Origin of the sequence: Intestinimonas massiliensis (ex Afouda et al. 2020), assembly GCF_900626285.1 — a bacterium.
In the GTDB taxonomy this organism is placed as follows: Bacteria; Bacillota; Clostridia; order Oscillospirales; family Oscillospiraceae; genus Flavonifractor; species Flavonifractor massiliensis_A.
Map to the genome: position 1 here is coordinate 1003587 of NZ_LR131147.1, position 26101 is coordinate 1029687.

The following is a 26101-nucleotide window of genomic DNA, read 5'->3' on the forward strand; positions in this document are numbered from 1 at the left end:
CTTTGTTAGCGCCGGGAGATCGAGACCATATTTTGTCGGGAGTATTTAACCAATTTTTGTCGGCGAACCCCAGAGCTAGTAGAATAAACAAAAAGAGTGCCAACAACCCAGCACTCATAGATTAGTTATTCTTTCGTTACTGCCGGCTCAACTGTAGGTACCCTGCCAGTTTGCAGTGAGACGGTCTCCAGTTTCTTTCCGCGGAAACTTTCACCACGCAGCTTAAACACAGTGGCATCGTCAAAGATGCGGTCCAGCGTACACAGCAAGGTAGCGTCTTCCTCGAAATCCTCACGCCAGAGAGCCGGATTCTTGTTACTGGTGAAGATCATATTGAAACTGCCTTCCTTGTTGTAGCGCCGGTCAATCAGGTCAAAGAACAGCCTGGTATTCTCCTTGTCAAAGGCACAGTGGCCAATCTCGTCAATAATCAGGCAAGAAGGGCGCACAAGACCATTTAGGCAGGAATCAGTCTTTCCAGAACGTCGGGCTGCTGTGAATCTGTCACGGAGTTCAGATGCCTTAATGAAATAGGTTTTCAACCCGTGCTGGCAGCAGGCGTATCCGAAAGCCTGAGCCAAATGCGTTTTGCCTGTGCCTGCCGGGCCAATAAAGGCCAGGTTGCGGTGAGAGTAGATAGCGTTCAAGGAGGACAAAACCTTCAGGCGTTCCACATCTTTCCCTTTGAGCAACGAAAAGTCAAAATTCTCAAAGGTCTTGGGTGCTTTTGTGGGTAGACGACTCATCTTCAATAAGGTCTGAATGGTGGTCTGCTGTTTCTTTTCGCTAAGATAGCCGAGCAGCATCTGTACCGCCTCCATTCCCGCTTCCGAGAATTCCCGGTCTTCTGCGAACAGCGCGAATTCCTCAGCGGAAAGATCCAGCTTCAAAACAGAAGCAGCGGACGCCACCTGCTCAAAGATTGTTTCTTTCATACCTGGTCCTCCTTGTCAAAATCGAATTTGGCAAAGGATAGATCCTGAGAGGGTTTTGGTAACTGAAAAATCTGCGTTTGTACAGGCGCTGTGGGAAATTCTTCTGGCTGTGCCAAGGATTCGTACTGTCCCTCACAGAAACTGTCGGTGCGGCTCCAGGTAACGGTATGTGTAGCCAGCAGTACCTTCAGATCAGCAGAATAGATGCGCAACAAATCACCGTTGCGCTCTACTCTCGCTGTTGCACCAGGATAGCTGTAGGGTACACCGAAACGCCTGCCCTCGTAATTTACAAAGCCATCAAAGGAGATTTTTCTTTCCGGACAGAGATAGAATCGGATGGCATCCTCCGGAACCATACGCAGTTGTTCTCCGCATACAGTTTCGTGAATCTTTTGAGGCGCACCATCCACAGTACGGCGGTATGTTTCGTTCTGTTTGTTGCACCATTCCAGTGCCTGCCAATTCAGGTCTGTAAGATCGCAGAATACTCGGTCAGCCAGGAAATTGTCTTTCACAAAGCGAACCAACCGCTCCACCTTGCCCTTGGTAAAGGGATGCCGTGGCTTGCAAAGTTTTGTCTCGAAGGCCAGGGCTTGCATAAAGGTTTCGTAGTCTTTCTGCCAGACTGGATGTCCCTCCAGATCCCGGTGCAGCACGACACTCTTCATATTGTCGGTTAATACAAATCTCGGAACCCCCATGTACTGGAAAGCATGGATCATCCCAATAAACAGGTTTTCCTGCCGGGCGTTGGGGAAGAACTCAATATACCGCTGGCCACAGTGGTGACAAATCATGGCAAAGCAGGCAACGCGGTAGGTCCGACTGTTGTAATCCAAGACATCCGTGAATCCCCAGTCCATCTGGTAGGCTTCACCGGGCTTTGTGACGTACCGGCGGCCACGATTTCCCTGCGGCGCAACCAACTGGCGTTTGGCCGGAATGAGGTCCTTGTGAGCGGCAATATACTCTTTTACAATGGTCGCCCCTCCTTCAAAACCAGCCTGTTTCAAACGCTCCAATACGACAGAGGAATTCTTAACGCCTTGGCGCAGCAAGCTGTCCAACAGGCCAGTATAACCGCTGAGTTTTGTGACCCTATGTCTACTGCCTTTAGTGCTGCGAGGCAAGTCTTGAAAGCCGTTTCTCTTGAGTCTGCGCAGTCTGCTACGAGATACGCCGGTTCGTCGTTCTAACTCCGCTAAGTTGATGCGTTCCAAAGAAAAGGAGTCTCCCTGTTTTGCCTTCATTTCTTCTATGGCTTGTGCTATACTTGGTGCAAAGCCATTACCATTTTGCTCTTTCATCGCTTTTCCTTTCCGCTGGGTTGTTGGCACTTTCCAGTGTACAGGATTTAAAAGAGCATCGGTAGTGGCTTTATCTTTTCCGACTAGGTATGGCTGCGAACTCCCGACACTTGAAGGTTAGTTTCGCCCGACCCGAATAANTTTTCCTTTCCGCTGGGTTGTTGGCACTTTCCAGTGTACAGGATTTAAAAGAGCATCGGTAGTGGCTTTATCTTTTCCGACTAGGTATGGCTGCGAACTCCCGACACTTGAAGGTTAGTTTCGCCCGACCCGAATAACTTTAACATGCTATCATGCTATATATAAAGAAATAAGCACTATAAAGCATATTCAAAAAAGCTCTTGAAACAGATTATCAAGAGATGAGTGAAGAAGTGGGCTATAAACGAGTTCTTATTCTTAAAAAATCCAATTATTGCAAAAAATCGAAATTTTAATACCCATTTTCCATGATTTTATGTACTTTTATTCCTTCATCAGAAGCCTTTTTGCCGCTGTTTATGATGGTCAATTTTATAAGAACATCTAACTATTTTACAATCTTTGAGAGCGTTGTACGCGCTTTGAGAAGTTTATTGGTCATCTTTTTATGATTATTCATTTCTGGCACTAAAAACGAGTAGACGGTTGAACTATTTCCGGTGCTTTTCAATCATTTTGACCATTTCTACTGCGTTCTGCGCACTCTTAGACGCTCTTAATCCAACTATTCCTGTATACTCCGACCCTGTTCGTGGTCAAACATATGGTCAAAGAGCCCTTCTTGACCAGGTGCGGCACAACTGCCGTTCCTGTTTAGAAGGGCTCCTTTTCATGTTCAGGTTTGGGGTATTGTACCTCTGCCAAAGCCAAGAAGCAAGGTGTTTTTCCGAGTCAGGCGTATCAATTTTTAACACGCCTATACAAAGAATACAGCCTGACGAGAGGCGTATCTCACCTGCACAGGAGCCAACAAAGGCCTACAGCTGTGCGTTCCACAACATGATTGTAGTGATTACCCGGATTTAGCTGAAACACCGCATCAATTCCCTTGCTTTGGTAGAAAGCATAAATCTCTCCTGTGTTCTGTTGAACACTTCTTAGAACCGGGTTTCGAGTTTTGCTCTCCTTATTTCCCAGAGAAAAGTATGTACAATCTGGCCACCGCTTTGGTTCGCGTGAGAAGATATAGTCCTTCATTCCAGGAAACCAGAGAGAGCCGGACATGCTGCCCACACGGGAAAATAGGTCTGTCTGGTAGATGGCATACAGCGCAAACAGCCCAGCCAGGGAGTACCCAGCGATTCCTCGCCAACGAGGGACTCCGTTAATCTCTTTCTCTGCCGTTGGTATAATCTCCTCGGTGATGAGTTGCAGATAGTCGTCCGCACCACCGGTGCAAGGCTCAGCATTTTTGAAAGCAGGCGGACTGTCCCAAGGTACCATGTCGTGGTTCCAGTCCAGATCACTGATTGCCACCAATGTAAACGGTGGACAGCCAGCAGCCTGCGCGGCCTCAAATACCTTCTGCCCCTCGTTGGAGAAGGTGTTGAGGTAGATAATAGGTGCGGTTACTTCAAAACTTGGGAAAATGGATATCGTTTTGCCCTTTGTTGAGAAAGTGTACATAAGTTGAATCATCCGCTTTCTATTTTGACAGATGGTGCCATACAGAATAGTCCTGTTTATTGGATAAATATAATGCTAAACTAATTTTCCAATGAAGAGAAACAACACATATCGAAACCGGATAGCTTTGTTGATATTTGCCAATAAGTCCTTGTCGGATTTTGGAATTCCAGTTATACTAGATACAATATACATCTACAAAGAGAAGATAGGAAGAGTGAAATATAATGCTGCCTCCTGGCCTCTACGAACAAGTCATCAATACTGCCCTGAACCGCGAGCTTTCGGAGATTCCTGATGCCCGTAAATCAGTTGCGCCCATTGACAAGGCAGAAGCCTCCAAGGTGCTGGCGCAGTATCTGGCAGATGTGGTGAAAAAGGGCTTGGAGAATGTGGTGGACAACGGCGGAGACATCTTTACCCAGATCGGCCTTGCCAACCAGATCGTAGACCTCATCCAGAATACAACGAAAGAAGCTGACTTTGCTGCGCTGAGCGTCGACCTGCGGGCAGAGCAGCTTCTTGCGCTTTTACAGGAGCAGGATCCACGACTGGTAGCGGGCAAGACGGCTGCCGACCTGAGCCGGCCGGAAACCTCCATCGCCCAGAGCAGCCTGTTTACCGGAGCTATCCATGAGCCCCAGATGTACACGGAGCTCAAAAAGGAGATCGTCTCTGCCGACCGTATCGATATGTTGGTGTCCTTTATCAAGTGGAGCGGCTTGCGGCTCCTGATAGATGAGCTGCGGGAGTTTACCCAGAACGGAGGCGAGCTGCGGATCATCACCACCTCCTACATGGGGGTCACCGATGTGAAAGCCATTGAGGAACTGCGCAAGTTGCCCAACACCAAAATCAAGGTCAGCTACGACACTAAGCGCACCCGCCTCCACGCCAAGACCTATATCTTTTACCGGAATACCGGCTTCACCACCGCCTATGTGGGCTCCTCCAACCTGTCCAACGCCGCTATCTCCAGCGGTTTGGAGTGGAACGTGAAGGTGACCCGCCGGGATCTGCCGGAGACCATTGATAAGATTGCCGCCACCTTCGAGAGCTACTGGAATTCCAACGAGTTTGAGTACTATTCCGAAGATCAGAAAGAGCGGCTGGCTCGGGCGTTAAAAGCGGAAAAATACTTCGACGCCAATAACGCCGAAGTCTATACCATGGATATCGTGCCCTACTCCTACCAGCAGGAGATCCTGGACAAGTTGGAGGCCGAGCGCACCGTCCGGGGCTATACCCGCAATCTGGTGGTGGCCGCCACCGGTACTGGCAAGACGGTGATCTCCGCTCTGGATTATAAGCGATTTTGTAAGCAACACCCCGGAAAGCTCTGCCGGCTACTCTTTGTGGCCCACCGGGAGGAGATTCTGCGACAGAGCCTGTACACCTTCCGGGCCGTTTTGAAGGATGCCAACTTCGGAGAGTTGTTTGTGGGCAGCTACCGGCCAGAGGGCATTGACCACCTGTTTCTGTCTATTCAAACCTTCAACTCGCAGGATTTCGCCGCCAAGACCGCCCCTGATTTTTACGACTACATCGTGGTGGACGAGTTCCACCACGCAGCAGCGCCCACCTATCAGAGGCTACTGTCCTACTACCAGCCCCAGATCCTCCTGGGCCTGACAGCTACTCCGGAGCGTATGGACGGTAAGAGCGTACTGCCCTACTTCAACAACCGGATTGCCGCGGAAATCCGTCTGCCGGAGGCCATCGACCGCAAGCTGCTGTGCCCCTTCCAGTATTTCGGCGTCACCGACACGGTGGATTTGAACACCCTGAAATGGAGTGCCGGCGGCTACGACAAAAATGAGCTTTCCAATCTCTACACCCTCAGCGGCGCCGTGGCCAACCGCCGCGCCGATCTGGTGGTATCCTCCCTTCTCAAGTATGTGACTGATATCGACGAGGTGAAAGGCCTGGGCTTCTGTGTGTCCATCGAGCATGCGGAGTTTATGTGCCGTTATTTCAATAGCAACGGCATTCCCTCCATTTTCCTGACGGGGAAATCCTCCGATGATGAGAGAAAAGCCGCCAAGGGGCGGTTGGTGAGCGGCGAGGTGCACTTCATTTTCGTGGTGGACATCTACAACGAAGGCGTTGACATCCCAGAGGTCAATACGGTGCTGTTCCTGCGGCCCACCGAGTCCCTGACCATTTTCCTCCAGCAGCTGGGTCGTGGTCTGCGGCTGGCGGAGGATAAGGAATGCCTGACCGTGCTGGATTTTATCGGCCAGGCCAACAAGCGGTATAACTTTGAGGACAAGTTTGCCGCCCTGCTGTCCAATACCACTCGCAGCGTGACCCGGGAGATCAAAGACGGGTTTGTCTCCGCGCCCAAGGGCTGCTATATCCAGCTGGAGAAGAAGGCTGCCAAGTACATCCTGGATAACATCCGTGCCTCCTACGGAAATACCGCCGGGCTGGTGTCCCGGGCGGCCAGCTTTGCGGAGGACAGCGGTTTGGATCTGACCCTGGCAAACTTTCTGGACTATTATCATTTGGACCCCAGGGCAATCTACAAGTTTTCCTCCTTCTCTCGTATCTGTGCTCGGGCAGATGTAATTGCAGATTTCAGTGAACCGCTGGAGGAGGTGCTCACGAAAGCCTTTGCCCGATTGGCCGTTGTGGACTCCCAGCGCTGGATTTGCTTTTTGTTGGATCTGCTGCCCCGCCTGGACAATGTGGACTTTGCGACGCTGGATGAGCTGGAACAGCGCATGCTCCAGATGTTCTACGTAACTATTTGGGGCAAGGCAGCAGAAAGCTGGACATCCGATGAAGTGCTGGACAACCTGTATGCCCTCTCGGACAGTCCCGTGCTGCTGGGCGAGCTTTTGGACCTGCTCCGCTATCGGTATGAGCAGATCGACTTCATTGACGAGCCGGTGGAGCTGGGCTTTGACTGCCCGCTGGACCTCCACTGCACCTATACCCGGGACCAGCTGCTGGTGGCGCTGGATTTCCTGAAACCGGCCACGGTGCGTGAGGGTGTGAAGTGGCTGCCGGAGAAACATCTGGATGTGTTCTTTGTGACGCTGAATAAGGCGGACAAGGACTACTCGCCCACCACCATGTATCACGATTACTCCATCAACGAGAACCTGTTCCACTGGCAGAGCCAGAGCACCACAGCGGCGGACTCTCCTACCGGGCAGCGATACATTCACCACTGGGAGCGTGGGAGTAAGGTGTTGCTGTTCGTCCGGGAGTTCAAAGCCGACCGGATCACCGGGGGTGCCGAGGCCTATACCTTCCTGGGCACGGCAAACTATGTGAAGCACAGCGGGAGCAGACCCATGAATATCACTTGGGAATTGGACCGGCCGATTCCGGCGAAGTTTCTGAAGAAGACCAACAAATTGGTGGTGGGATAGTACACTTACACCTTGACGTGGTCTCCGTACGGAATAGGGAATGTTTTGGCTCTGTTGCCATCTACCAACACCCAGTCGTCAGTGAATTCCAGCCGAACTGGGACCCACCCTATATTTTTCTCAAAAATAGACAAGCATTCCCCGCAATGCAACCCACCATAGAAGGTCCCATTTTCAAATATAATATCCGGTCGATCGTTAAGTTTGATTAGAATTCCAATCATAAACATCTCCTATAAGAGAGGGACTGCGATGAACCTGTTTGAGCGTATCCCAACTGATTTATTTTCCATTTTGGCCTCGCCGAATCGTGCACTGTATGCCGACGCACTTGATGTGCTTTGGGAAGCATACCGAGACAATTTAAAAATTCCAGAGAACACCTTTTACTCCATGCTTCGCAGCAAATTGGAGCAGCAGCTGGCCGATGCCACATTCGAGGGGGAGGACATTGATGAGGAAGAACTGCGGGATATTTCGGGCCGCGCCAGATTTCTAATTCGTAAATTATACAGCAAAGGTTGGTTCGAAAAAGAGCGCAGTGAGGACTTTAATGAATATATTACAGTTCCTAGCTACAGCAGCTCCCTTCTGAAGCTGTTCCATCAACTACGGGATGACAGTCCCATTCGCGGCTATTCCTATGTGTTCAGCACCTACTCCACCCTAAAAGTGGCCGATGAGAGTGGCAGCATCTATGACAAGATGGCGGCGGTTTACAATGCCTATGATAATACCCAGGCACTGCTCCAGCTGCTGCAAATGGTCTATCACAATGTAAAGCATTTCTTTCAATTGCAAATTAAGATGCAGGAAGTGAATGATGTTCTGGCCTCACATTTTGATGATTTTGGGCAGAAAGTGGTAGAGGCCTATATTCGGCCACTGAAAATCAAGGATTCGGTTCCAAAATACAGGGTTCCAATCCAGACGATCCTTACAAACTGGGCCGAAGATGATGCGCTGTTGACAGCTCTTGCCAACGCTGCGTTACAGGATCGCCGGGGCGCCGCACTGGCAGACTGTCGACGGGACCTGATGCAAAAAATTTTTGAGGTAAAGGACTGTTATGACAGCATTGAGTCGGAGTATCTGGATGAAATTGATTGCCAGGTGCGCCGGTATACCAGGGCAACGACACAGAAATTAGAAAATTTGACCAACCGTGATTTCTCCGTTCGTGGAAATCTAAACTATCTTCTGAATGCACTGGGAGGAAAACATCGAGATTCCGAGCTGGTGGACCGGATTCAGCCCGCATTTCAGATCTATGAACAATCTTTCCTTTCTGATAAGAGCCTTTGGTATCGCAAGCGCCCCGGAAAACGAACGAAGACGGCTCCGGTGCTGATCGAGGAAACGGAGCTGGATGCAGCGGCAGAGGCACAGGCGTTGGAATTGCTTCGATCAGAGTATGGCCGGTCTGCCATTGCGGCATACGTGGAAAAATGGCTGGGTGATCGCGGCATCTGCTATTCTAAAGACATGGGGCTGTCGGATGATCGGGCCTATATTATGAGTATGCTGGCCGTGCTCACTGGCCGAGATCCCGAGGCGGACTTTGTGGTCCGAGAGCTGGAAGGGACATTTACCGAAAACGCATACACCATTCCACAGCTTCAAATTACGCGCAAGGAGGGGAAGAAATGAGTTTTGAGTGGCTCAGTACAGCGACCCAAAAAGATCTTGACCGCTTTAAGTCCATTTGCAATCAACTCCTCAGCCGCACTTATGTAGTAAGAACCGTGTATCAACCAGGGGTGGGACGGGTCAATAATCCGGACTATGTGTTTCTTTCTGCCCACTTTGAGGCGATACAGGAGTATCTGGCCTTTTTGGATTGGGATCTACGCAAGGACGATTTGAACGGGTATTATTATGTTCTGAACACGGACGAGGCCAATCGTTGCAATCTGAATAAGAAAGAAACTGCTATGCTGCTGGCGATTCGTATGCTCTATGAGGAAAATCTGGAGCGACTTGGATTAGAGCAGGATGCCGTCTGTTCTGTTCGGGACCTTTTAGAAAAAGTAGTGACAGACTATGCCATCTTACCGGCAAAGCCCAACATGGATGAGGTAAAGCGGGCACTTACGGTGCTGGATAACCACTCGGTGATTCAGCGAATCGAGGGAAAATACAACCAGGGCAGTTGTAAATTCGCCATATTGCCCACGGTTTTATCTGCGGTTTCTAGTGAAAAACTGAATGCCATTGTATCGGTATTAAGAAAGGAGGAGGAAAGTGAAGAAGCTGAAGAAGATTCTGCTGATTAACTGGCTCTATTTTAGTAAAGAACTTATTGAAGTGGATGATATTAATTTCCTGACTGGAAAAAACGGAGCAGGAAAATCCACTATAATCGACGCGCTTCAAATTGTTCTTCTGGGCGAGACCAACGCCCGGAACTTCAACCAGGCAGCCAATGAAAAGTCTCAGCGGACGCTGGATGGATATCTGCGGGCTGATATGGACGAAAATAACCCAAATTCCAGACGCGGAAAAAATTACTCCACCTTTATTGCCTGCGAATTTTTGGACGATGTGGAGGGTAAGCGGTTTGTCAGCGGCGTCATCTTCGACTGCCGGAGCGACGGAAGTCGGCAGGACCGGTTTTTCCTGTATGATGGAGTACTACCAGCGGACTGCTTTATTCGCCAGGGTGAGGCCATTGATATCCCTACTCTTCGTGTGTTTTTGAAAGAGTATGGTATGCGGGGGAAGCTTTACGATACCCACAAGCAGTACCAGGAAGACCTGTTGGCCAAGTGGAATGTCCACAACGAGCAGGTCATGCGGATGATGAAGAAGGCGATCTCCTTTCGTCCCATTGTAGACATTCAAAAATTTATTACAGAGAACATCTGCGATATCCCTCAAAAGCCGGATATTGAGGCCATGCAGCAGAATGTCCGGGATTATAAGCGTCACGAGCAGTTGGCACAGCGCCAGGAGGAAAAGCTGGAGGCTTTGCAAAAGATCGGGCGGCTGTACCAGGATTGGCAGCAGGCTATCGACCGGTGGCGCATTCAATTTTTCCTGTCTCTGTGGGCAGAGAAGGAAGTGCAGCAGTCTGCCATCGAATACACAGAACGGGAACTGCAGGATGGTAAAGCCGCCTTACAGAAAACAGAGGAGGATATCCAGGCTTTTTCCCTGGAAATCGAGGAAAAAGAGAAGCGACGGCAGGAGTTAGAACTGGCAGTGGCGCAAAGCAGCGTGTTTCAGGAGGAAGAAAAGCTCCAACTGGAAAAGAAACGGCTGCTGCAGGAACAGGAAAAATTGCTGTCAGGTATGCAAATTCTGTCGCTGGAAATCCGGCAGGAGGCCAGCCGCATCCACCATTTATGCAGAGATATGGTCGCCTGGGAGACAGAAGAAGATCTGGCGCAGGTGCAGCAAGCTGCGGAGACCGCCCAAAACATATACGCCGCCCTGGAGAATACAGGAGCGCAGCTGTTTGCCCGTCCGCTCTCCCTCTTTGAGCAAGCCCAGGCCGCTGTGGCAGAGCTCACTGCGGCAATTCGAAATACTGCCCACAAGGTGGAAGACCATCTGGACACATACAGGGCCGAAGCAGATCAAAAACAGGCCGCATTAGCCAATCTGCGAAAAAACATCAAGGACTACCCTCGGGGCCTGCTCCACTTCCAAAAGCGTCTGAGCATGGAGCTGGAACAGAAGGTAGGTAAGCCAGTGGTGGTGCCAATTCTAGCCGATGTATTGGAAATGAAGGATGAGGCCTGGCGTGGTGCAGTGGAGGGCTATCTCAACACTCAGAAGTTTTATCTCCTGGTGGATCCAGCCTGCTACCCGGAGGCGCAGAAACTCTATAATCAAATCAAAGAGGAGTTTGGCCAAAATTCCTTTGGCATTGTGGATATCGGCAAACTGCGGGAAAAAGAAAAACTCCACCCCCTGGAGAATAGTTTGGCCCAAAAGGTGGAAACGGAAAATGATCTGGCCCGCAGCTATATTGACTATCTTCTGGGACGGGTGGTGTGCTGTGCGCGAGTGGAGGAGCTCCGCAGCCATAAGACGGCCATCACAGCCGAAGGTATGCTGTATCAAGGGTATGTAACCCGCCCGCTGCGCCGTGCGTGGATGGAGGACGCCTTTATTGGTCGCCGTGCCGTAGCCCTGCGGATCCAGCGTCTGGAGGCGGAACTGGATCGGGTGCAGGAGCGCATCCAATATTGGGCGCCGATACTACAGGTATTGAAACGGCAGGCAGAGCCTCTGTTTAACCATTTTTTCGTTCAGAATACGGTGCAGGAAAAGCTGAATGATTACCTGCGTAGCCTGAAAATCAAAGAAGAAATTGCGCAAACAGAGGAACGGCTTTCCCAGCTGAATTTGCTCTGGCTGGATGAGCAGCGGCAGACCATTGCAAGCCTGATTGGTGAGATCAAAATCCTGCGCGACAGGCAGCAAGACACCGTGGAGCGTCGCGGAGACCTGAAAGCACAGATCCGCCAGTTGGAAGATGAGCGCCTGCCGGGTCAGCGTCAAAAACTTATGGAGCTGGAGAGTCGGATTTCCGAGACATTTCCCCAGACGTATCAGGAACAGACCGGTCTGCCCCGCTACCATCAGGAACTTGCCCGTCTAAAACGGGCGGTAACGGTGCATAAGAACTTCAGCGATCAGCTACCGCGCACCATCAATGAGCGGGATCAAACCAGGGAGAAGCTGCTTCAGGCCAGGCAGAACTATGCCGATCAGTTTAAGCCTTGCCCCTTCCGGGTGGATGCTATGGACAACGGAGAATATGAGGCGGAGCGGCAGGTTCTGGAGGAAAGCGAGCTGCCAAAATACAGGGAGAAGATCAAGGCCGCCCGGGAAAGCGCCATGGAACAGTTCAAAAACGATTTTCTCAACAAACTGAAATCCAGCATTGAGCAGGTAGATCGGCAGGTCAAGAACCTCAACAAAGCTTTGAAACAGGCAAAGTTCGGAACAGACCAGTACCAGTTTAAAATAGACCGCAATCCAGATTACGCCGATTATTATGATATGATTATGGCACCGGAGCTGATGGAAGGGGATGGCGGCTTGTTTGCACTACCGTTCCAGCAGAAATACGGAAATCTGATGGAGACCTTGTTTAGCCAAATTGCCATGTCCGATGATACCCAAGTCAACGCCAGAAAGCAGAGTGAGCTTCAGCAGAATATCGAGCGATTTACCGATTTCAGGACCTACCTAAAATTCGATCTGGAAACTACGGATCAAAACGGTTCCAGGCAGCTGCTCTCCCAGACCTTGAATACCAAATCCGGCGGTGAGACTCAGACGCCCTTCTATATTGCGGTACTGGCGTCCTTTGCACAGCTGTACCAGGTAAACAATTCTTCCACCCTGGCCAGTAATACCGTTCGGCTGGTGGTATTTGACGAAGCATTCAATAAGATGGACAGTGACCGCATCATGGAGAGCGTCCGTCTCCTACGGAAAATGGGATTGCAGGCAATTATCTGTACGCCTCCGGACAAGCTGCCAGATATTATGCCCTTGGCGGATCGCACCCATTTGGTGATAAAAGAAAAGTATCAAATGCGTGTCAAGGCTTGGGGGAAGGAGATCATGCCGGCATGAAACAAAGTATCCTTCTGTCCCATCTGCTAGACAAATATGAAAATAGTAAGCATCTGACACATCCGGGCACCTCCTCACGCAGGGTGATGCTCCGGATTGAAAAACACGAATTCCCGGAGTATGCTTATGAAGATGCACAAATTCGGGATACATGGAACGACGTAGTAAACGACCTGGAAACACGTGGGCTGATTTCCGCACAGTGGGTCTACGGACGCCCGGTTCTTTCCAATGTGATACTGAATTTAGAACACCTTTCGGAGTGTTATCAGCTAACGGGCCGCACACATCCAAAAGAACTGGCGCAAACTGTAATGGAGCGTATGACCGCAAGGCTTTCTGGCGTTACGACAGACTGGATTCTGGCATGGCGTGATGACATCTGCCATCAGGCAAAAGAGGCCTTTCGGGTTCCGTCCTACTGCAAAAAGGATCTGGCGCCGCTGGACCAGCTATTAACTGCGTTTGTGGTGTACGATTCTTTGGCGGGGGAATCCATTACCATGCGCGCCTTCAGCGGAAAGTGTTATCAGAACACCAAAACCTTTGAGCGGGAGGTGCGGGAGACTTTCTTACGAATTGCTTCCACGTACTGTGCCGGATTGATAGAGGCCTGTGAGCAAAGCGAGATGGGTGAGCGAGAGCAGCTGGCCTACCTGGGTATATATGCCCGTCCGGAGTTGTATGAACTTGCCGGGAACTGCGTTATCCAGACCGAACAAGGAGAGATTTCTGTGGCCGCTGCGGCGCCGTATGGTTTGGCCCTGCCTAGTCCAGGTGTTGATGCCATACAGTCTTTTGATATGAACGCCATTCAAAAACTCATTTTTATTGAGAACAAGACCAATTACGATGAATTTGTGTTGTCTGAACTGCGTCCCCAGGAGCTTGTAGTTTATCATGGCGGCTTTTTAAGTCCTCAAAAACGCAAGTTTTTTAAAAAGATGGCGGCTGCACTGCAAAACCAGACCGAGACCGTATTTTGGGCGGATATTGATTTGGGCGGATTCCAAATGTTTGAACGGCTGAAGGAGATTTTTCCTACCCTGACTCCCATGCGAATGTCTGCTGAAGATGTGACAGCCCATCATGGAACCGGACTCGTGCGCTCAGAGCAATACTTGAAAACCGTTCAGATTGCCCTCGCTTGTAATCAGTATCCGCTTTTTCATATGGCTATGAAAAAAATATTAGAATATGGTGTTACAATTGAACAGGAAGTATTTTTAACAGAGTAACTAGAAGATGCCAGTGATCACAATGGAGAGTATAAAGAATGACTGAGGTAGTTGCGGCCCTAATTTGGGATCAGGATAAGTTTATGATTTGCCAACGCCCGGCACATAAGGCCAGAGGACTCCTATGGGAGTTTGTAGGGGGCAAGGTAGAGATTGGAGAAACCAAGGAACAGGCACTCATCCGAGAATGCCAGGAGGAACTGGCCATCACACTGGATGTGGGCGAAGTATTCATGGATGTGATTCATGAATACCCAGATCTGACAGTTCATCTGACGCTGTTTCATGCGACTATTCGGGAGGGTATCCCACAAAAACTGGAGCACAATGACATTCGTTGGATTGCGGTGAATGAGATTGATCAGTATGCATTTTGCCCTGCGGATGAGGAAATTTTGAGGAGGCTAAAGGATGCCTATTAAAGCCTATCACAAACTGGTGCGGGATCGTATTCCGGAGATTATCGAAGCAGATGGGAAAACCTGCGTTTTCAAAACCTTATCTGATGAGGAATACATATACCTTCTGGAGCAAAAGTTGAATGAAGAGTTAGCTGAGTACCAAGAGAGCAAATCTTTGGAGGAACTGGCCGATCTTCTGGAGGTCATACATGCTGTCGTGAAAGCCCGCGGCTGGACCCTGAAAGAGTTAGAGCGGGTTCGGGAAGATAAGGCGGCCAAACGGGGTGGATTTGAGAAAAAGATTCTGTTAAAGGAAGTGCTGTAATGAACGGAGCAACGCTCCAGGAACTAGTCGCAGAAAAAATAAAAATGCTCTATAGTGTATCTCGTGAACTGGAAGAACTGTTTCCGGGCAGGTGTTATACGCCAGACGGATACATAGTTGGAAGCATCGGAGAGGCCCTGGCGTCTAGTTATTATAATTTGGAACTATTTTCTGCTACAAAAGAAACGCACGATGCTAAAGGGCCGGATGGACGTCTGATTCAGATTAAAGCGACACAAATTGACCGTGTTTCTCTTTCTAGTGAGCCAGAGTGGTTACTTGTGCTGAAGATACATAAAGATGGGACCTTTTCCGAAGAATACAATGGGCCTGGCAAGCTTGCTTGGGCACATTGCGGGAAAATGCAGAAGAACGGCCAGCGCCAAATTTCTCTTGCTAAATTGCAGAAGCTCCAAATAGAAGTGCCTGCGAGTGATCGTCTAAAGCGAATGATGTGAGGTGAACCCTATGCCTACCTACCGCTCCGCCTCCGGCAGCAGTGCTGAAGACTTGTTCATCGAACTGTTTTCCGACACCTTCGGTGCCGAAAAGGCCGGCTATCTATACTCCCAGTACCCTTTCTCCGACATCTACCAGAACAGCCGGTTTGCCGACTTTCTAATTGAGAACGGCGGGCGGAAGGTGGCCATCGAGATCGACGACGAGGCTTCCCACAACCCCAAGCTGATCTCTCAAAATAAGTTTTACGATGACCTGCTCAAGCAGAACAGCATGATCTACCTGGGATGGGATGTGTACCGCTGGGCGGTACGGCAGATGCAGCAGCAGCCGGAGACTGTAAAGGACGAGCTACGGGTATTCCTGGGCCAGCACCCCAGCTTCAGGGAGATTGAGGACTACCTCCCCACCCAGCGGGGCAAGGCACTGGATGGATCCAAACTAAAAACACACCAGAAGGAGGCACTGGCGGCGCTGGAGGAGATGCGCTGCAACTTTGAGACCATCGCCCTGCTCTACCATGCCACCGGCACCGGCAAGACGGTGACCGCTGTCATGGACGCCAAGCGGTTTGGCAAGCGTACGCTGTTCCTGGCTCACACAGTAGAGCTGGTGGATCAGGCCACCAAGACCTTCCGGGATCTGTGGCCCAGGGCCACGGTGGGCCGCTATGTGGAGAGCATGAAGCAGGGCAACGCCTTCGTGGTCTGCGGCAGCATCCAGAGCGTGGCGCTGAACCTGGAGCGGTTCAAGCCGGATGATTTTGGCTACATCATTGTGGACGAGGCCCACCACGCCTCCGCCGATACATACCAGAAGGTTCTGTCCTACTTCACGCCGGAATTCACCCTGGGCCTGACTGCCACGCCGGAGCGGGCCGATGACAAGAACATCCTGGATATCTTCAAGAACACCGCCCACAAGCTGGACATCCAGACCGCTGTGGAGATCGGCGAACTGGTGCCGGTGCGATGCATCCGCATCCATACCAACATCGATCTGACCAAGGTGCGGTTCAACAGCGTCCAGTACAACATCCGGGATTTGGAGAGCAAGATCTATGTGCCGGAGCGGAACCAGCTCATCGTGGACACCTGGCTCCAGTATGTGAAGGACAAGCGGACCGTCATCTTTTGTGCCTCCGTCAAGCATGCCCAAGAGATTGCCGGACGGCTCCATGATGCGGGGGTGGCTGCCGAGGCCGTGTCCGGCGGAATTAAGGCCAGTGACCGCCGGGAGGTGCTGGCCCGGTTTGAAAAGGGCGAGACCAAGGTGCTGTGCGCCTGCGACCTGCTCAACGAGGGCTGGGACTGCCCGGCCACCGAGGTGCTGTTCATGGCCCGGCCCACCATGTCCAAGGTGCTCTATACTCAGCAGCTGGGCCGGGGCATGCGGCTGTCCCCTGGCAAGGAAAGCTTGATGGTGTTCGACTTTGTGGACAACGCCAGCCAGTACAATATGCCCTACTCCATGCACCGCCTGTTCCGGCTGAAGGAGTACAAGCCTGGTGCCCTGGTGCTGGGCACCAAGCAGCAGAAGACCGCCGAACAGGGCCTCTACGACCGTGGCGAGCGCCCGGACGCCCTGATCGACTGGCCGGTGGACGCCTTGGACTACGAACTGGTGGACATCTTCAACTGGCAGGAGGAGGCCGCCGGGATGATCTCCCAGATGGAATTTGTCCGCCGGGTGGACGTGCAGACGGAGACCATCGAGCGGTATGTCCGGGACGGCCTGCTGGTGCCCGATCTGGTGGTGCCCATGAGTGAGCACCGGACCTTCAAATATTTCAAAGAGGAGACCCTCCAGAAGTACGCAGAGCAGTACGGCTGGACGCTGATTGACGACTCCAACCGCAAGGATCTGTTTCTGGATATGGTACGGCAGATGGACATGAGCTACTCCTACAAGCCGGTACTGCTCAAGGCGGTACTGCTGTTCGCCGATGACAAGGGCCGGGTGAAGCTCAGCGACATCGTGACCTGCTTCCGGGAGTTCTACGAAGCCCGCCGGGCGGCTGGGCTGGTGGTGGAAAAGGCCAACAGCATCTACGCCAAGGGTGGCTACACCGATGCACAGGCCCAGCGAAATATTCTCTCCAATCCCTTCAAACGGTTCGAGGATATGCAGATGCTCCACCACACCAAAACTTTGGGTGTGATCCAAGTGGATGAATCTGTCTGGAAGAAGCTGACCCGGGAGGAGAAGCAGGAAATTGAGCGGATCTGTGATGAAAAATTAGAAGACTATTATCGGCGTTTCAAGTAGTGCAGAGAAAGGAAATGAGTGATGAAGGTCATCTGCTTCGGCGATTCCAACACCTACGGCTATGACCCCCGGAGTTATTTCGGTGGGCGCTATGATGCAGACAGCCGGTGGGTGAATATCCTGGCTGCGGAAACCGGCTGGGAGGTCCGCAATATGGGGCAGAATGGCCGGGAGATCCCATCTGCTGCTTCCTCCTTCCCTGCTGACACAGATCTGCTGATCGTCATGCTGGGAACCAACGATCTGCTCCAGGGCCGAAGCCCGAAGCAGGCTGCCGAGCGGCTGGAACGATTTCTCGCCGTCATCACCCTGGACCGAAGCAGGATCCTGCTGATCGCGCCGCCACCGGTGACCCTGGGCGAGTGGGTGCCCAGCCAGCAGCTTATTGATGACTCCCATGCGTTTGCCCAACTCTGTCAGGCTCTGACGGAGCGAATGGGGATCCGCTTTGCCGACGCTGGAATGTGGGACATCCCCCTGACCTATGACGGCGTACATTTCACGGAGCAGGGCCATAGGGCCTTTGCCGCCGGGCTTCTGGAGGAACTCAGATGAAACGAATGATCCCCTTACTGCTCTCCCTTCTATTGCTGGCCGGATGCGGCGGGAATTCCGCCGACAGCTCCTATCACCAGATCACCCAGGAAGAGACCAAAGAGATGATGGACACCCAGGAGGTCATCATTCTGGATGTACGGGAGCAGGACGAATACGACAGCGGCCACATTCCTGGCGCTGTCCTGCTGCCGGCGGGCAGTATTGATGAAACCACCGCAGCCGAGGTGATTCCGGAGAAAGACTCCACGGTGCTGGTCTACTGCCGCAGTGGGAACCGGAGCAAGACCGCTTCCTCCACACTGGCCGAACTAGGGTACACCAATATCTATGAATTCGGTGGCATAAACACCTGGCCGTATGAGACGGAAACGTAAGATAAACGCACAAAATCTACATCGCCTATACAAAGAATACGGGACTGGCCGGTTGGCCAGTCCCGCCGCTTATTTGGGTAGATAATCCTCTTTTACTCGATACCGGCTAATACCGAAACTATTGCTCCGCTCGATGACCTCCCGGGGGAGTTGGTTCAGATACTTCCGGCCAAAGTTGGTATCGCCGAAGTAACAGTCAAAATTGGTCACAGGGAGTACTACCCAGTCGCTGTCCTCTGGGCGGTTGGCCAGGTAATAAGCCACCAGAGTAGGCAGGACATTGGAAGGCATTTTCTCAGGGCGAATCTGCTCAAGTCTCTTTGTTAGTTCCGACGGCAGTTCAGGTTCTGTGCGGCGCAGAGGACCCAATTCCAGGGCATCGGCAATCATATCATCAAAGCGGATCGTCCACGCACCTTCCGTAGAGGTGGAAAGAGCCTTGGTTTGGTATTGGAGCACCTTGCTGCGCCACACTCGGTCAAACCGCTTGCTTAGCTCGCCGGCAGAGTCCGCATAGTTTTTACGGACCAATTCCGGATGCTCGGTGGCAAAACGCATAGCCTGATGGAAGTGGCGACTGAACCAGCCCCAGCTATCCTTGTCCACTAACTTGGGAAACTGTTCGTGGAGTGACGCAAAATCAGTGCGGTGCTGCCACTCTTCTTTGGGTGTACTGTCCCGCTCCGGAATGCTGCACCAGGCGCACAGACTATCGTGAGCATAATCAATCCGCTCTCTGGGATCGCCTGGTAGCAGCGCACCTTCTGAATCGTGGAAGAGAAAGCCCCGCGCCAGGATGGTCAAAATGCGATTCATACCGCTGAAATCCCGCAGGGCCTCGAAAGTAAACCGCCCCAGCCAGGTGGTGTCTTTTTTGCCAGAGGCACGGTACGCCACCGGCTCTGTATAATCTAAAAATTCCTGCCACTCATTCAGCATGGCGCACCTCCAATACATTGGGTTCTAGCGTATCCAGCAACAGATCCCACAGCAGATTCCGCTTGCCCAGGGCCTCCAGATAGCGCACAGCCACCTGTGGACGCACAATCTCATTCAACAGTTCCCGGCACCGTATAGATACCGCCTCCCGATAGTGTTGGGAGTTCCGCTTGTCGAGATATGCTTCCATCAAATTGTCAAATACCGGCGAATCGTCGGAACGATGCAACTGTCGTTGTTTTCGCTGCTCATTTTCCTGCAGAATGTCACAGAGCAAGTCGCTTAGAACCCGATATCCGCCGCTACGGAAATCAGAAAACAAGTCAAACAGTTGCTCAAACTCCGGGAGCCATGTAAGAAGGAAGTGCATTCTCTGCTCTTCTGTAAGAAACTGCCACTTGGTGTTATCCAACGCTGCCCAGATTTCCTCCAAACGTTCCGGAGGCAGTATTCCAAGCTGAGCGTACAGCTCGTCCGTATCCCAAAGTTCCTCCTGTCCTCGGGCAAAGAGAATCCGCTCTATATCACTCTTCCGTTTCTTTTCTTTTGGCTCTACCCGGCAGGCCCGGATGCGGGAGAGGCAGGCTTCATAGTCGCGCAGCAGTGCGGAGACCTGCTCCAAAATCTCCTGATCGAGATGCTCCCTCCAGTCCGATTCCTGGGCAAAGGTGAAGAGCTCATAGTCCTTTGCCGGCTTGGACTTGATGGTCGGCGTGTGCTTTCCCAGCTGGAGGGCCAGATAGGGCAGCCGCTCCAGATTGGAGTCCACCTTGTCCCAGTCAATTTTCTCAAAGAAGGCTTTGATGCGCTGCTGGTGGGTGGGCTCGTACCAGGCCCGCCGGGTCTCTTCCGATTTCTCCACCAGATTTTTATACTGCAGGAAGGGCGTCCGTTCCATCCGCCGCTCCTTCAGGTACTCGTCCAGATCCGGGCGGATCCCGCTCTTGGCGGCGTCAATTTCCAGCCCAGTCAGGATGGCCAGCACCTCCGTCTCCTCCTGAAGCCGCTTTCGCTCCTCTGCGTTGGAGTTTTCATTGTAGGCGATGATGCTGCGATCCAGAGCGGCGTTGCAGATCTGCCCCACTCGGGAGGAAAAGGTACCCCGCACCAATTCAAACCGAGCCTCCCAGTCATCTGCATTACGGATCAATGGTTCTGCTGAGGGGATCATCAGCAATGGGATATTCGCCTCGTTGGAGAGCGCGTCATCTGCGGTGTGGTGAGATGCCTCATAGTTCCGGCGAACACACTCGTTCAGAATAGGGTCGGCGATAGTCTTGATCATATCCCCGTCATAATCCGCACCGCCCAGGCGCTCCGCCGCCAGCATGGTAGAGTCCACCATGACAAGATCGGTGAGATGGTGGAAATAGTTATGCCGCAGCTGCAGCTTGTCTTTCTTGGCATCGTAGGAAGAGAGCTGCAGCTCTTCATTTCTGGCGATATGAGGGTTACGCAGTAGGGTACAGACAGTTCCACGTTGATAGGCCGCACCAGGTGCATAGAAGGCGCTGGTTTTGAATCGCAAACTTTTGGTCACTTCGTAATAGCTTTTATTCCGTGATTTCTTTGGAAGCGTCTCCAGCAGATAACTTAAAAAGTCCATGAGATCCCCGGAGAGGTAGCGGTTATCACCGGCCACGATCAGCCGGCCTACGGCGTAGTTCCTCAAAATCTGTTTTGCTCTGGCATCCAGTTCATTCTGATAGATAGGTTCGCCGATCATCCGTGGATTTTTGCGCAGAATCCTTCCCAGTAGATGCTCCCGGCTTTTACGGAAAGGCAGGATGCCCCAGCGGTTCATGCGTTTCAGAAAATATTCCTGTTGGAACTTTTTGTTGGCCCGGAAGTTGTAGTAGGCCACCTCGGTCTGTTTGGTGAGCCAGTTCCGCGTGTCCTCTTCTGGACTGTGATCCCAACCGTCAGGCAGGTCGCGGGGCCGGAACTCATCCTCTCGGATGGAAACCGTATTCAAAAACTGGTAGTTCAGCTCCGTGTGGGTTTCCGGCTTCACCTTGCTGACGTTGGTGATATATAAAGCGTGGCGGTAGCGGCGGAAGGCGTCCCAGTAGTCTGCCCAGGTCATACCGCTGTCCTTCAGCCAACCAAAGCCCTTGAACATACTCTTGGTAAGGATAATGTCTACGTCCTTGACGTTGTGCTCCTGTCCCCAGATATCCGTGATTACCTTTTGCCCGCACAAGTCCAAAAGGGTCTGGAAGTTTACCTGATGCACCATTCCCTTGACATAGGGTAAACGGATCTGGAAGGAGGTGTGGACAACGGAACCGCAGAGTGCCCGGTCGACGACTTTGGCATACTGCTTGGAAATGAGGCCCTCCCCGTCAAAGCAGGTGATAGCGACATCCGTCCGCCGCTCTACCCGATGGTATTTCCGGGTGCTGTTCTGGGTGCCGTCGTCCTCTACTGTGATGACAGAGACATTCCTGGCCGTCACAACTGGATTATCTACCACAATAACACGGTGGGGCCTGTCAATGCCGATCCCGTCCAGCCGCACACCGCTGGAGAGCATTAACCCGTTGTAGGCGTAGAGCTTACTGAGCTGACAGTCGCCAATGGTCATGTCCATCTGGATGCGGCGGCGTACCTGGTGGTACACATCCTCCCGGAGAAAGGACAGCTTGCTCTGGCGGCTCATGCTGTTCGAACGCTCAAAGGCGAGATAGCGATGCATCCCCGAGCCGAAATCCAGGCACACGCCCTCCGGACGGAACATATCCCGTGCTTTCTCCTTACGGATCTGCTGTCGAGGCAGCGTGCTGCTGCGGTCGAAAATTCCGGAGAAGTCCATATAGAAAATGACATCGGCAAGACCATCGATCAAATGGTCGTCTGTCGGTTCTGAAAAGTCGTCTCCTTGAAGAACACACATGATCTGAAAGAACAGTGCGTTGCCATCCTGCTCGTGCAGAGCAGAAAAGCTCTTGCATTTTTCCGTTGCTGACCGGTCAAGGGCAAAGTGCCATTGCCCGTTTTCCCGGGCAGCATAGCTCATCACTGCCCGGGCGGATACTTCAAAAATACGGTATTTGCTCTGGGCCATTTTCTCACCTCCGGATACACCCATTCTATCACAGAGAAGAAAAAAGGCAATACAAACACTGCTCCCACAAATTTTGCAGGAGCAGTTTATTTCTCTGACTAGAAAGGGGTAAAGCAATTATGAAAATCTCGAGCATTCAGTCCTATGATGACCTGCCGCTGTTTCTCAACGTGAATCTGGTGGCACAGGTGCTGGGCGTGTCCATCTCCACCGCCTACGAGGTGATGCACGAACCCGGCTTCCCGGTACTGCGTGTGGGCAGCCGCATGGTGGTACCCAAGGAAAAGTTCATTCAGTGGGCGGAGGAGCAAGCAGGAGGTGCGAAATGAAAAAGCAAAGCTGGACCAAGCGTGATCCCATCAAAAACTATTTCCCGCTGCCCAACGAGCTCTACGATCTGAATCTGTCCCGGGGCGCCATTGTGGTCTACGGTTTCCTGCTGCGCTGCGAAAACCGGAAGACCTATCAGTGTCTGCTCAGCTACCGGGAGATCGCAGAACGTGTGGGCATGTGCGTGAGCACGGTGCGCAAGTATGTGGCGGAGCTGGAAGAACGGCTGCTCATCCGTACGGAGCGTACGACCATCACCACCCAAGACGGCCGCAAACGAAACGGCTGCCTGCGCTATCATGTCCTGCCCATCCAGATGTCCATCAACCAGTACTATGAGCGGCAGCTGGACAGAGCCGATCTGATTCTGGAGCAGTACAGGGCGGAGCGGAGTGCAGCTGCGCTGGATAGAAAGGAGGGTACATCCAAATGTTGATGCAGGAGCTGGACCGTATGATCCAGGAAGAGCCTTACCTGTCTGCCATGGCCACGGCGGACAAGCGGAAGTACATCGTCAGTAAGTGGAACGCCAGTCACGGGGAACCCATCGACGAAGATGCCGTGGCACTGTTCCTCTGTGATGAGCGCCGTGGAGAGCTCACCGAGGAGCAGAGGGCCTTTGCGAAAGAGCGCCGAGCGGAGTTTGAGCACTGCAATCAAATCGCGGTGTACCGGCTGCTCCAATGCGGCGAGATGATGCGCCGGCATCTGGTGTCCGGCCCGGCGGAATACTGCCGAATCTTCCTGCCCCAGTGCACCGTCCCATGCGACAGGAGAATCCCCCTGTGTGGCGGCCTGTGAGGCGCTGTGTGCCCTCCTTCGGGGCAGGGCAGGGCCCTGCCCCACCGAGGGTTTTCGGGGCGGATTTGGGCCGTTTTCGAGGGACGGAAGGAAGAGCAGGAGAAAGCCCTGACGCCTTTCTGCGTCCGGGCAGCCACAACCACCCGCAGTGCGGGCGGTTCCGGGAATTGGGACCGACGCTTTTTCAAAGAGCCGAATGTGGGTTTGACGCTGATTTGAAAGGGTTGGCCTCAAAAGCCCGGAATTACAAGGTATTGAATGACGCTATTATGGAAAAGGAGGTAGTTTTACCATGGAAGAGCGGAAAAACCGGCATACCATCTGGCTGACCGATTCTGCCTGGGATACTGTGGAAACACACTATCAGAAGGACAACTGCTCCACCAGGAATGAGTACATCGAAAAGGCCGTCCGGTTCTACGCAGGCTACCAGGATGCGGAACAGGCGGACGCCTATCTGCCCCGTGTCCTGGCTCAGGTGCTGGAAGGAAAGCTGGGAGCCTTCGGGAAACGGGTGGGCCGTATGCTGTTCAAGCTGTCGGTGGATGAGGCGGTCATGTCAAATCTGGTGGCGTTCTATTTCAGCCCCGATGAAGATGGCCTGAAAAAGCTGCGTGTCCTCTGCATCAATGATGTAAAGGAGACCAACGGAGAGATTGACTTCCAGGATGCTCTCCGGTTCCAGTGTGGTGCAAACGAATGATTGGTCTCATTCAAAAATCCGGCTACATCAAGCCGGGGGGCGGCGGCGGAAGCTACGCCCGGTACATCGCCACACGGGACGGCGTGGAGTTGATAGAAGCGCCGGCAGGTGAAGGTTATCTGGCGTACATCGCGGAGCGCCCCCGTTCCCATGGGTTGTTTTCCGCAAGGGGTGTCGCCGATCTGGAACAGTCCATGGAGGTGCTCAACAGGCACACCGGCCCGGTGTGGACCTTCGTCTATTCCCTTCGGCGGGCAGACGCGGCCCGTCTGGGCTATGAGAATAGCGAAAGCTGGCGCAGGTTGGTGCTAGCGCATCAGACGGAGTTGGCGGAGGCGATGAAAATTCCGCCGAAGGACTTCCGCTGGCGGGCTGCCTTCCACGATGAGAAGCACCACCCCCACATCCACATGATGGTCTGGTCAGACGACCCGAAGCAGGGCTACCTGACCGAGAAAGGGATTGAGCAGATGCGCTCTCAGCTGTCCAATGACATCTTTCAGGACGAACTGCTGTCCCTCTATCAACAGAAGGATCTCTCCTATCAGCAGGTGCGGGACGCGGCCATGGAATCCATGGCCCGTCTCGTCCGGGAGATGAAGTCCAACCTGTGTGACAGTCCGGTTATCGCGGAACAGATGGAGACGCTGGCCGGACTGCTGGGAGAATGCACAGGCAAGAAGGTCTACGGTTATCTGAGGAAACCGGTGAAGGAACAGGTGGACGCCATCGTGGATGAACTGGAGAAGGTTCCGGAAGTGGCGGAGTGCTACGAGCAGTGGAACCGGCTGAGGGATGAGCTGGAGTGCTACTACAAAGACACCCCCAGAGAACATAAACCGCTGTCCCAGCAAAAAGAATTCAAGGCCATCAAGAATATGGTGATCCGGGAGGCGGAGAATCTGCGCCTGGGCGTACCCACTTTTGAGGATAAGGAGATGAAGGACGAGACGAATGAGGAGCAGGAGGTGGTATGGCGGAGTTCCCGGTGGGACCTGGCGGCGGCTTATCGAAACGCCAAGGAAATTCTGGACGAGCACGAAAACCCGGAGAAAGAGAAAGCGGTGCAAGTGGGTGTGCTGGAACAGCTCTGGGATGCCGGCTTCACCGTGGCTGCCCATCAGCTGGGTAAGTGTTGGCGGGATGGAATGGGTGTGCTCCCGGACGATGAGCGGGCGGAGCTGTGGTTCCGCCGTGCCGCTGAGTCCGGCCACGACTTTTCCCAGTACGCCCTGGGCAAGCTGCTCCAGGGGCAGAAGCGGATGGACGAAGCGGTGACCTGGTATGAAAGAGCGGCAGACCAGGGCAATCAGTATGCCGCCTACCGGCTGGGCAAGCTGTATCTCCAGGGGGAGCAGGTGCCCAAGGATGTGCCCAGGGCGGTGGAATATCTGATAACAGCCGCAGAGCTGGGCAACCAGTATGCCCAGTATACGCTGGGTAAGCTGTACCTCGCCGGTGAGGAGGTGGAACAGGACCGGGAGCAAGCGTACAGCTGGTTCCGGCAGGCGGCGGTGCAGGGAAATGAATACGCTCAATTCTTCCTGGACCATGCGGACGTGCCCCACCGGCCGAACGCCCTCCTGGCCGCCACAAAGCTGCTCCACCACATGGGCCAGATTTTTCGGGACAACTCCGTGCCGCCGGCGGCCCCGGCAGAGACGCAGATGGACCACAGACGCCGACAGGAACTCCAGGAAAAGCGGATCGCCCTGGGGCATAAGGCGGATGACCATGAGGAGCAGCAGCACGGCGGCTGGAACATGGGCGGCATGTAGCGTATCAAAATTTAACATGCAGATAC

The 26101-nt window shown here is 52.7% G+C and carries 22 protein-coding genes; 16 read left to right on the plus strand and 6 right to left on the minus strand.

What is annotated here, in order from left to right:
• Nucleotides 1-125 precede the first annotated feature (125 nt).
• The 3 genes from E0E41_RS05220 to E0E41_RS05230 form a co-directional block, all read right to left on the minus strand.
• Complete coding sequence (locus E0E41_RS05220; protein ID WP_087296494.1) at nt 126-935, minus strand: ATP-binding protein; 810 nt, start codon at nt 933-935, stop codon at nt 126-128.
• Nucleotides 932-2245: an IS21 family transposase gene (gene istA, locus E0E41_RS05225; RefSeq protein WP_130869038.1), complete on the minus strand. Its 1314-nt coding sequence runs from the start codon at nt 2243-2245 to the stop codon at nt 932-934. Before istA ends, E0E41_RS05220 begins: the two co-directional genes overlap by 4 nt.
• A gap of 933 nt (nt 2246-3178) precedes the next feature.
• The gene (locus E0E41_RS05230; RefSeq protein ID WP_165450584.1) at nt 3179-3853 is read right to left on the minus strand and encodes an alpha/beta hydrolase; all 675 of its coding nucleotides are present in this window, start codon (nt 3851-3853) and stop codon (nt 3179-3181) included.
• 227 nt (nt 3854-4080) lie between these two features.
• On the opposite strand from E0E41_RS05230, the gene E0E41_RS05235 reads away from it, so the two are divergent.
• Complete coding sequence (locus E0E41_RS05235) at nt 4081-7236, plus strand: DUF3427 domain-containing protein (protein ID WP_130869040.1); 3156 nt, start codon at nt 4081-4083, stop codon at nt 7234-7236.
• 5 nt (nt 7237-7241) lie between these two features.
• Here E0E41_RS05235 and E0E41_RS05240 read toward each other — a convergent pair whose 3' ends face one another.
• Nucleotides 7242-7466, minus strand: coding sequence for a DUF5348 domain-containing protein (locus tag E0E41_RS05240; protein ID WP_207303195.1), 225 nt, complete (start codon nt 7464-7466; stop codon nt 7242-7244).
• A 22-nt stretch (nt 7467-7488) separates the two neighbouring features.
• On the opposite strand from E0E41_RS05240, the gene E0E41_RS05245 reads away from it, so the two are divergent.
• From E0E41_RS05245 to E0E41_RS05290, 10 genes are read left to right on the plus strand one after another with little or no spacing between them, the layout of a single operon-like run.
• Nucleotides 7489-8886, plus strand: a complete 1398-nt coding sequence (locus E0E41_RS05245; protein WP_130869042.1) for a Wadjet anti-phage system protein JetA family protein — start codon at nt 7489-7491, stop codon at nt 8884-8886.
• Nucleotides 8883-9512 carry a DUF4194 domain-containing protein gene (locus E0E41_RS05250; RefSeq protein ID WP_130869043.1) on the plus strand — a complete coding sequence of 210 codons (630 nt, stop codon included), beginning with the start codon at nt 8883-8885 and terminating at the stop codon, nt 9510-9512. The genes E0E41_RS05245 and E0E41_RS05250 overlap by 4 nt, the downstream gene beginning before the upstream one ends.
• Nucleotides 9481-12834: an ATP-binding protein gene (locus tag E0E41_RS05255; RefSeq protein ID WP_130869044.1), complete on the plus strand. Its 3354-nt coding sequence runs from the start codon at nt 9481-9483 to the stop codon at nt 12832-12834. The genes E0E41_RS05250 and E0E41_RS05255 overlap by 32 nt, the downstream gene beginning before the upstream one ends.
• Nucleotides 12831-14072, plus strand: coding sequence for a Wadjet anti-phage system protein JetD domain-containing protein (locus E0E41_RS05260; RefSeq protein ID WP_130869045.1), 1242 nt, complete (start codon nt 12831-12833; stop codon nt 14070-14072). Before E0E41_RS05255 ends, E0E41_RS05260 begins: the two co-directional genes overlap by 4 nt.
• Before the next feature lie 38 nt (nt 14073-14110).
• Complete coding sequence (locus E0E41_RS05265) at nt 14111-14494, plus strand: (deoxy)nucleoside triphosphate pyrophosphohydrolase (protein ID WP_130869046.1); 384 nt, start codon at nt 14111-14113, stop codon at nt 14492-14494.
• On the plus strand, nt 14484-14798 hold the full coding sequence (locus E0E41_RS05270; protein ID WP_130869047.1) for a nucleoside triphosphate pyrophosphohydrolase: 315 nt from the start codon (nt 14484-14486) through the stop codon (nt 14796-14798). The genes E0E41_RS05265 and E0E41_RS05270 overlap by 11 nt, the downstream gene beginning before the upstream one ends.
• Nucleotides 14798-15256: a DUF6998 domain-containing protein gene (locus E0E41_RS05275; protein ID WP_130869048.1), complete on the plus strand. Its 459-nt coding sequence runs from the start codon at nt 14798-14800 to the stop codon at nt 15254-15256. Before E0E41_RS05270 ends, E0E41_RS05275 begins: the two co-directional genes overlap by 1 nt.
• Before the next feature lie 10 nt (nt 15257-15266).
• A complete protein-coding gene (locus tag E0E41_RS05280) occupies nt 15267-17525 on the plus strand; it encodes a DEAD/DEAH box helicase (RefSeq protein WP_130869049.1) in 2259 nt (752 codons plus the stop codon).
• Between the two features lie 21 nt (nt 17526-17546).
• Nucleotides 17547-18080, plus strand: coding sequence for a GDSL-type esterase/lipase family protein (locus E0E41_RS05285; RefSeq protein WP_130869050.1), 534 nt, complete (start codon nt 17547-17549; stop codon nt 18078-18080).
• A complete protein-coding gene (locus tag E0E41_RS05290) occupies nt 18077-18457 on the plus strand; it encodes a rhodanese-like domain-containing protein (protein WP_130869051.1) in 381 nt (126 codons plus the stop codon). Before E0E41_RS05285 ends, E0E41_RS05290 begins: the two co-directional genes overlap by 4 nt.
• 69 nt (nt 18458-18526) lie before the next feature.
• Here E0E41_RS05290 and E0E41_RS05295 read toward each other — a convergent pair whose 3' ends face one another.
• Together E0E41_RS05295 and E0E41_RS05300 are read right to left on the minus strand one after the other, a co-directional pair.
• The gene (locus E0E41_RS05295) at nt 18527-19396 is read right to left on the minus strand and encodes a hypothetical protein (protein ID WP_130869052.1); all 870 of its coding nucleotides are present in this window, start codon (nt 19394-19396) and stop codon (nt 18527-18529) included.
• On the minus strand, nt 19386-22463 hold the full coding sequence (locus E0E41_RS05300) for an RNA dependent RNA polymerase (RefSeq protein ID WP_242623701.1): 3078 nt from the start codon (nt 22461-22463) through the stop codon (nt 19386-19388). Before E0E41_RS05300 ends, E0E41_RS05295 begins: the two co-directional genes overlap by 11 nt.
• 119 nt (nt 22464-22582) lie before the next feature.
• On the opposite strand from E0E41_RS05300, the gene E0E41_RS05305 reads away from it, so the two are divergent.
• From E0E41_RS05305 to mobP3, 5 genes are all read left to right on the plus strand, one after another.
• Nucleotides 22583-22792, plus strand: coding sequence for a helix-turn-helix domain-containing protein (locus tag E0E41_RS05305; RefSeq protein WP_130869053.1), 210 nt, complete (start codon nt 22583-22585; stop codon nt 22790-22792).
• The gene (locus E0E41_RS05310) at nt 22789-23229 is read left to right on the plus strand and encodes a helix-turn-helix domain-containing protein (RefSeq protein ID WP_130869054.1); all 441 of its coding nucleotides are present in this window, start codon (nt 22789-22791) and stop codon (nt 23227-23229) included. Before E0E41_RS05305 ends, E0E41_RS05310 begins: the two co-directional genes overlap by 4 nt.
• Complete coding sequence (locus tag E0E41_RS05315) at nt 23223-23594, plus strand: hypothetical protein (protein WP_130869055.1); 372 nt, start codon at nt 23223-23225, stop codon at nt 23592-23594. Before E0E41_RS05310 ends, E0E41_RS05315 begins: the two co-directional genes overlap by 7 nt.
• A 292-nt stretch (nt 23595-23886) precedes the next feature.
• On the plus strand, nt 23887-24297 hold the full coding sequence (locus tag E0E41_RS05320; RefSeq protein ID WP_130869056.1) for a hypothetical protein: 411 nt from the start codon (nt 23887-23889) through the stop codon (nt 24295-24297).
• Nucleotides 24294-26075, plus strand: a complete 1782-nt coding sequence (gene mobP3, locus E0E41_RS05325; protein WP_130869057.1) for a MobP3 family relaxase — start codon at nt 24294-24296, stop codon at nt 26073-26075. The genes E0E41_RS05320 and mobP3 overlap by 4 nt, the downstream gene beginning before the upstream one ends.
• The last annotated feature ends 26 nt before the right edge of the window (nt 26076-26101 follow it).

Excerpts from the sequence above, each read along its gene's own strand:
- E0E41_RS05220 (WP_087296494.1), bottom strand. The coding sequence starts at position 935 with ATGAAAGAAACAATCTTTGAGCAGGTGGCGTCCGCTGCTTCTGTTTTG.
- istA (WP_130869038.1), bottom strand. The coding sequence starts at position 2,245 with ATGAAAGAGCAAAATGGTAATGGCTTTGCACCAAGTATAGCACAAGCC.
- E0E41_RS05230 (WP_165450584.1), bottom strand. The coding sequence starts at position 3,853 with ATGTACACTTTCTCAACAAAGGGCAAAACGATATCCATTTTCCCAAGT.
- E0E41_RS05235 (WP_130869040.1), top strand. The coding sequence starts at position 4,081 with ATGCTGCCTCCTGGCCTCTACGAACAAGTCATCAATACTGCCCTGAAC.
- E0E41_RS05240 (WP_207303195.1), bottom strand. The coding sequence starts at position 7,466 with ATGTTTATGATTGGAATTCTAATCAAACTTAACGATCGACCGGATATT.
- E0E41_RS05245 (WP_130869042.1), top strand. The coding sequence starts at position 7,489 with ATGAACCTGTTTGAGCGTATCCCAACTGATTTATTTTCCATTTTGGCC.
- E0E41_RS05250 (WP_130869043.1), top strand. The coding sequence starts at position 8,883 with ATGAGTTTTGAGTGGCTCAGTACAGCGACCCAAAAAGATCTTGACCGC.
- E0E41_RS05260 (WP_130869045.1), top strand. The coding sequence starts at position 12,831 with ATGAAACAAAGTATCCTTCTGTCCCATCTGCTAGACAAATATGAAAAT.
- E0E41_RS05265 (WP_130869046.1), top strand. The coding sequence starts at position 14,111 with ATGACTGAGGTAGTTGCGGCCCTAATTTGGGATCAGGATAAGTTTATG.
- E0E41_RS05270 (WP_130869047.1), top strand. The coding sequence starts at position 14,484 with ATGCCTATTAAAGCCTATCACAAACTGGTGCGGGATCGTATTCCGGAG.
- E0E41_RS05275 (WP_130869048.1), top strand. The coding sequence starts at position 14,798 with ATGAACGGAGCAACGCTCCAGGAACTAGTCGCAGAAAAAATAAAAATG.
- E0E41_RS05280 (WP_130869049.1), top strand. The coding sequence starts at position 15,267 with ATGCCTACCTACCGCTCCGCCTCCGGCAGCAGTGCTGAAGACTTGTTC.
- E0E41_RS05285 (WP_130869050.1), top strand. The coding sequence starts at position 17,547 with ATGAAGGTCATCTGCTTCGGCGATTCCAACACCTACGGCTATGACCCC.
- E0E41_RS05290 (WP_130869051.1), top strand. The coding sequence starts at position 18,077 with ATGAAACGAATGATCCCCTTACTGCTCTCCCTTCTATTGCTGGCCGGA.
- E0E41_RS05295 (WP_130869052.1), bottom strand. The coding sequence starts at position 19,396 with ATGCTGAATGAGTGGCAGGAATTTTTAGATTATACAGAGCCGGTGGCG.
- E0E41_RS05300 (WP_242623701.1), bottom strand. The coding sequence starts at position 22,463 with ATGGCCCAGAGCAAATACCGTATTTTTGAAGTATCCGCCCGGGCAGTG.
- E0E41_RS05305 (WP_130869053.1), top strand. The coding sequence starts at position 22,583 with ATGAAAATCTCGAGCATTCAGTCCTATGATGACCTGCCGCTGTTTCTC.
- E0E41_RS05310 (WP_130869054.1), top strand. The coding sequence starts at position 22,789 with ATGAAAAAGCAAAGCTGGACCAAGCGTGATCCCATCAAAAACTATTTC.
- E0E41_RS05315 (WP_130869055.1), top strand. The coding sequence starts at position 23,223 with ATGTTGATGCAGGAGCTGGACCGTATGATCCAGGAAGAGCCTTACCTG.
- E0E41_RS05320 (WP_130869056.1), top strand. The coding sequence starts at position 23,887 with ATGGAAGAGCGGAAAAACCGGCATACCATCTGGCTGACCGATTCTGCC.
- mobP3 (WP_130869057.1), top strand. The coding sequence starts at position 24,294 with ATGATTGGTCTCATTCAAAAATCCGGCTACATCAAGCCGGGGGGCGGC.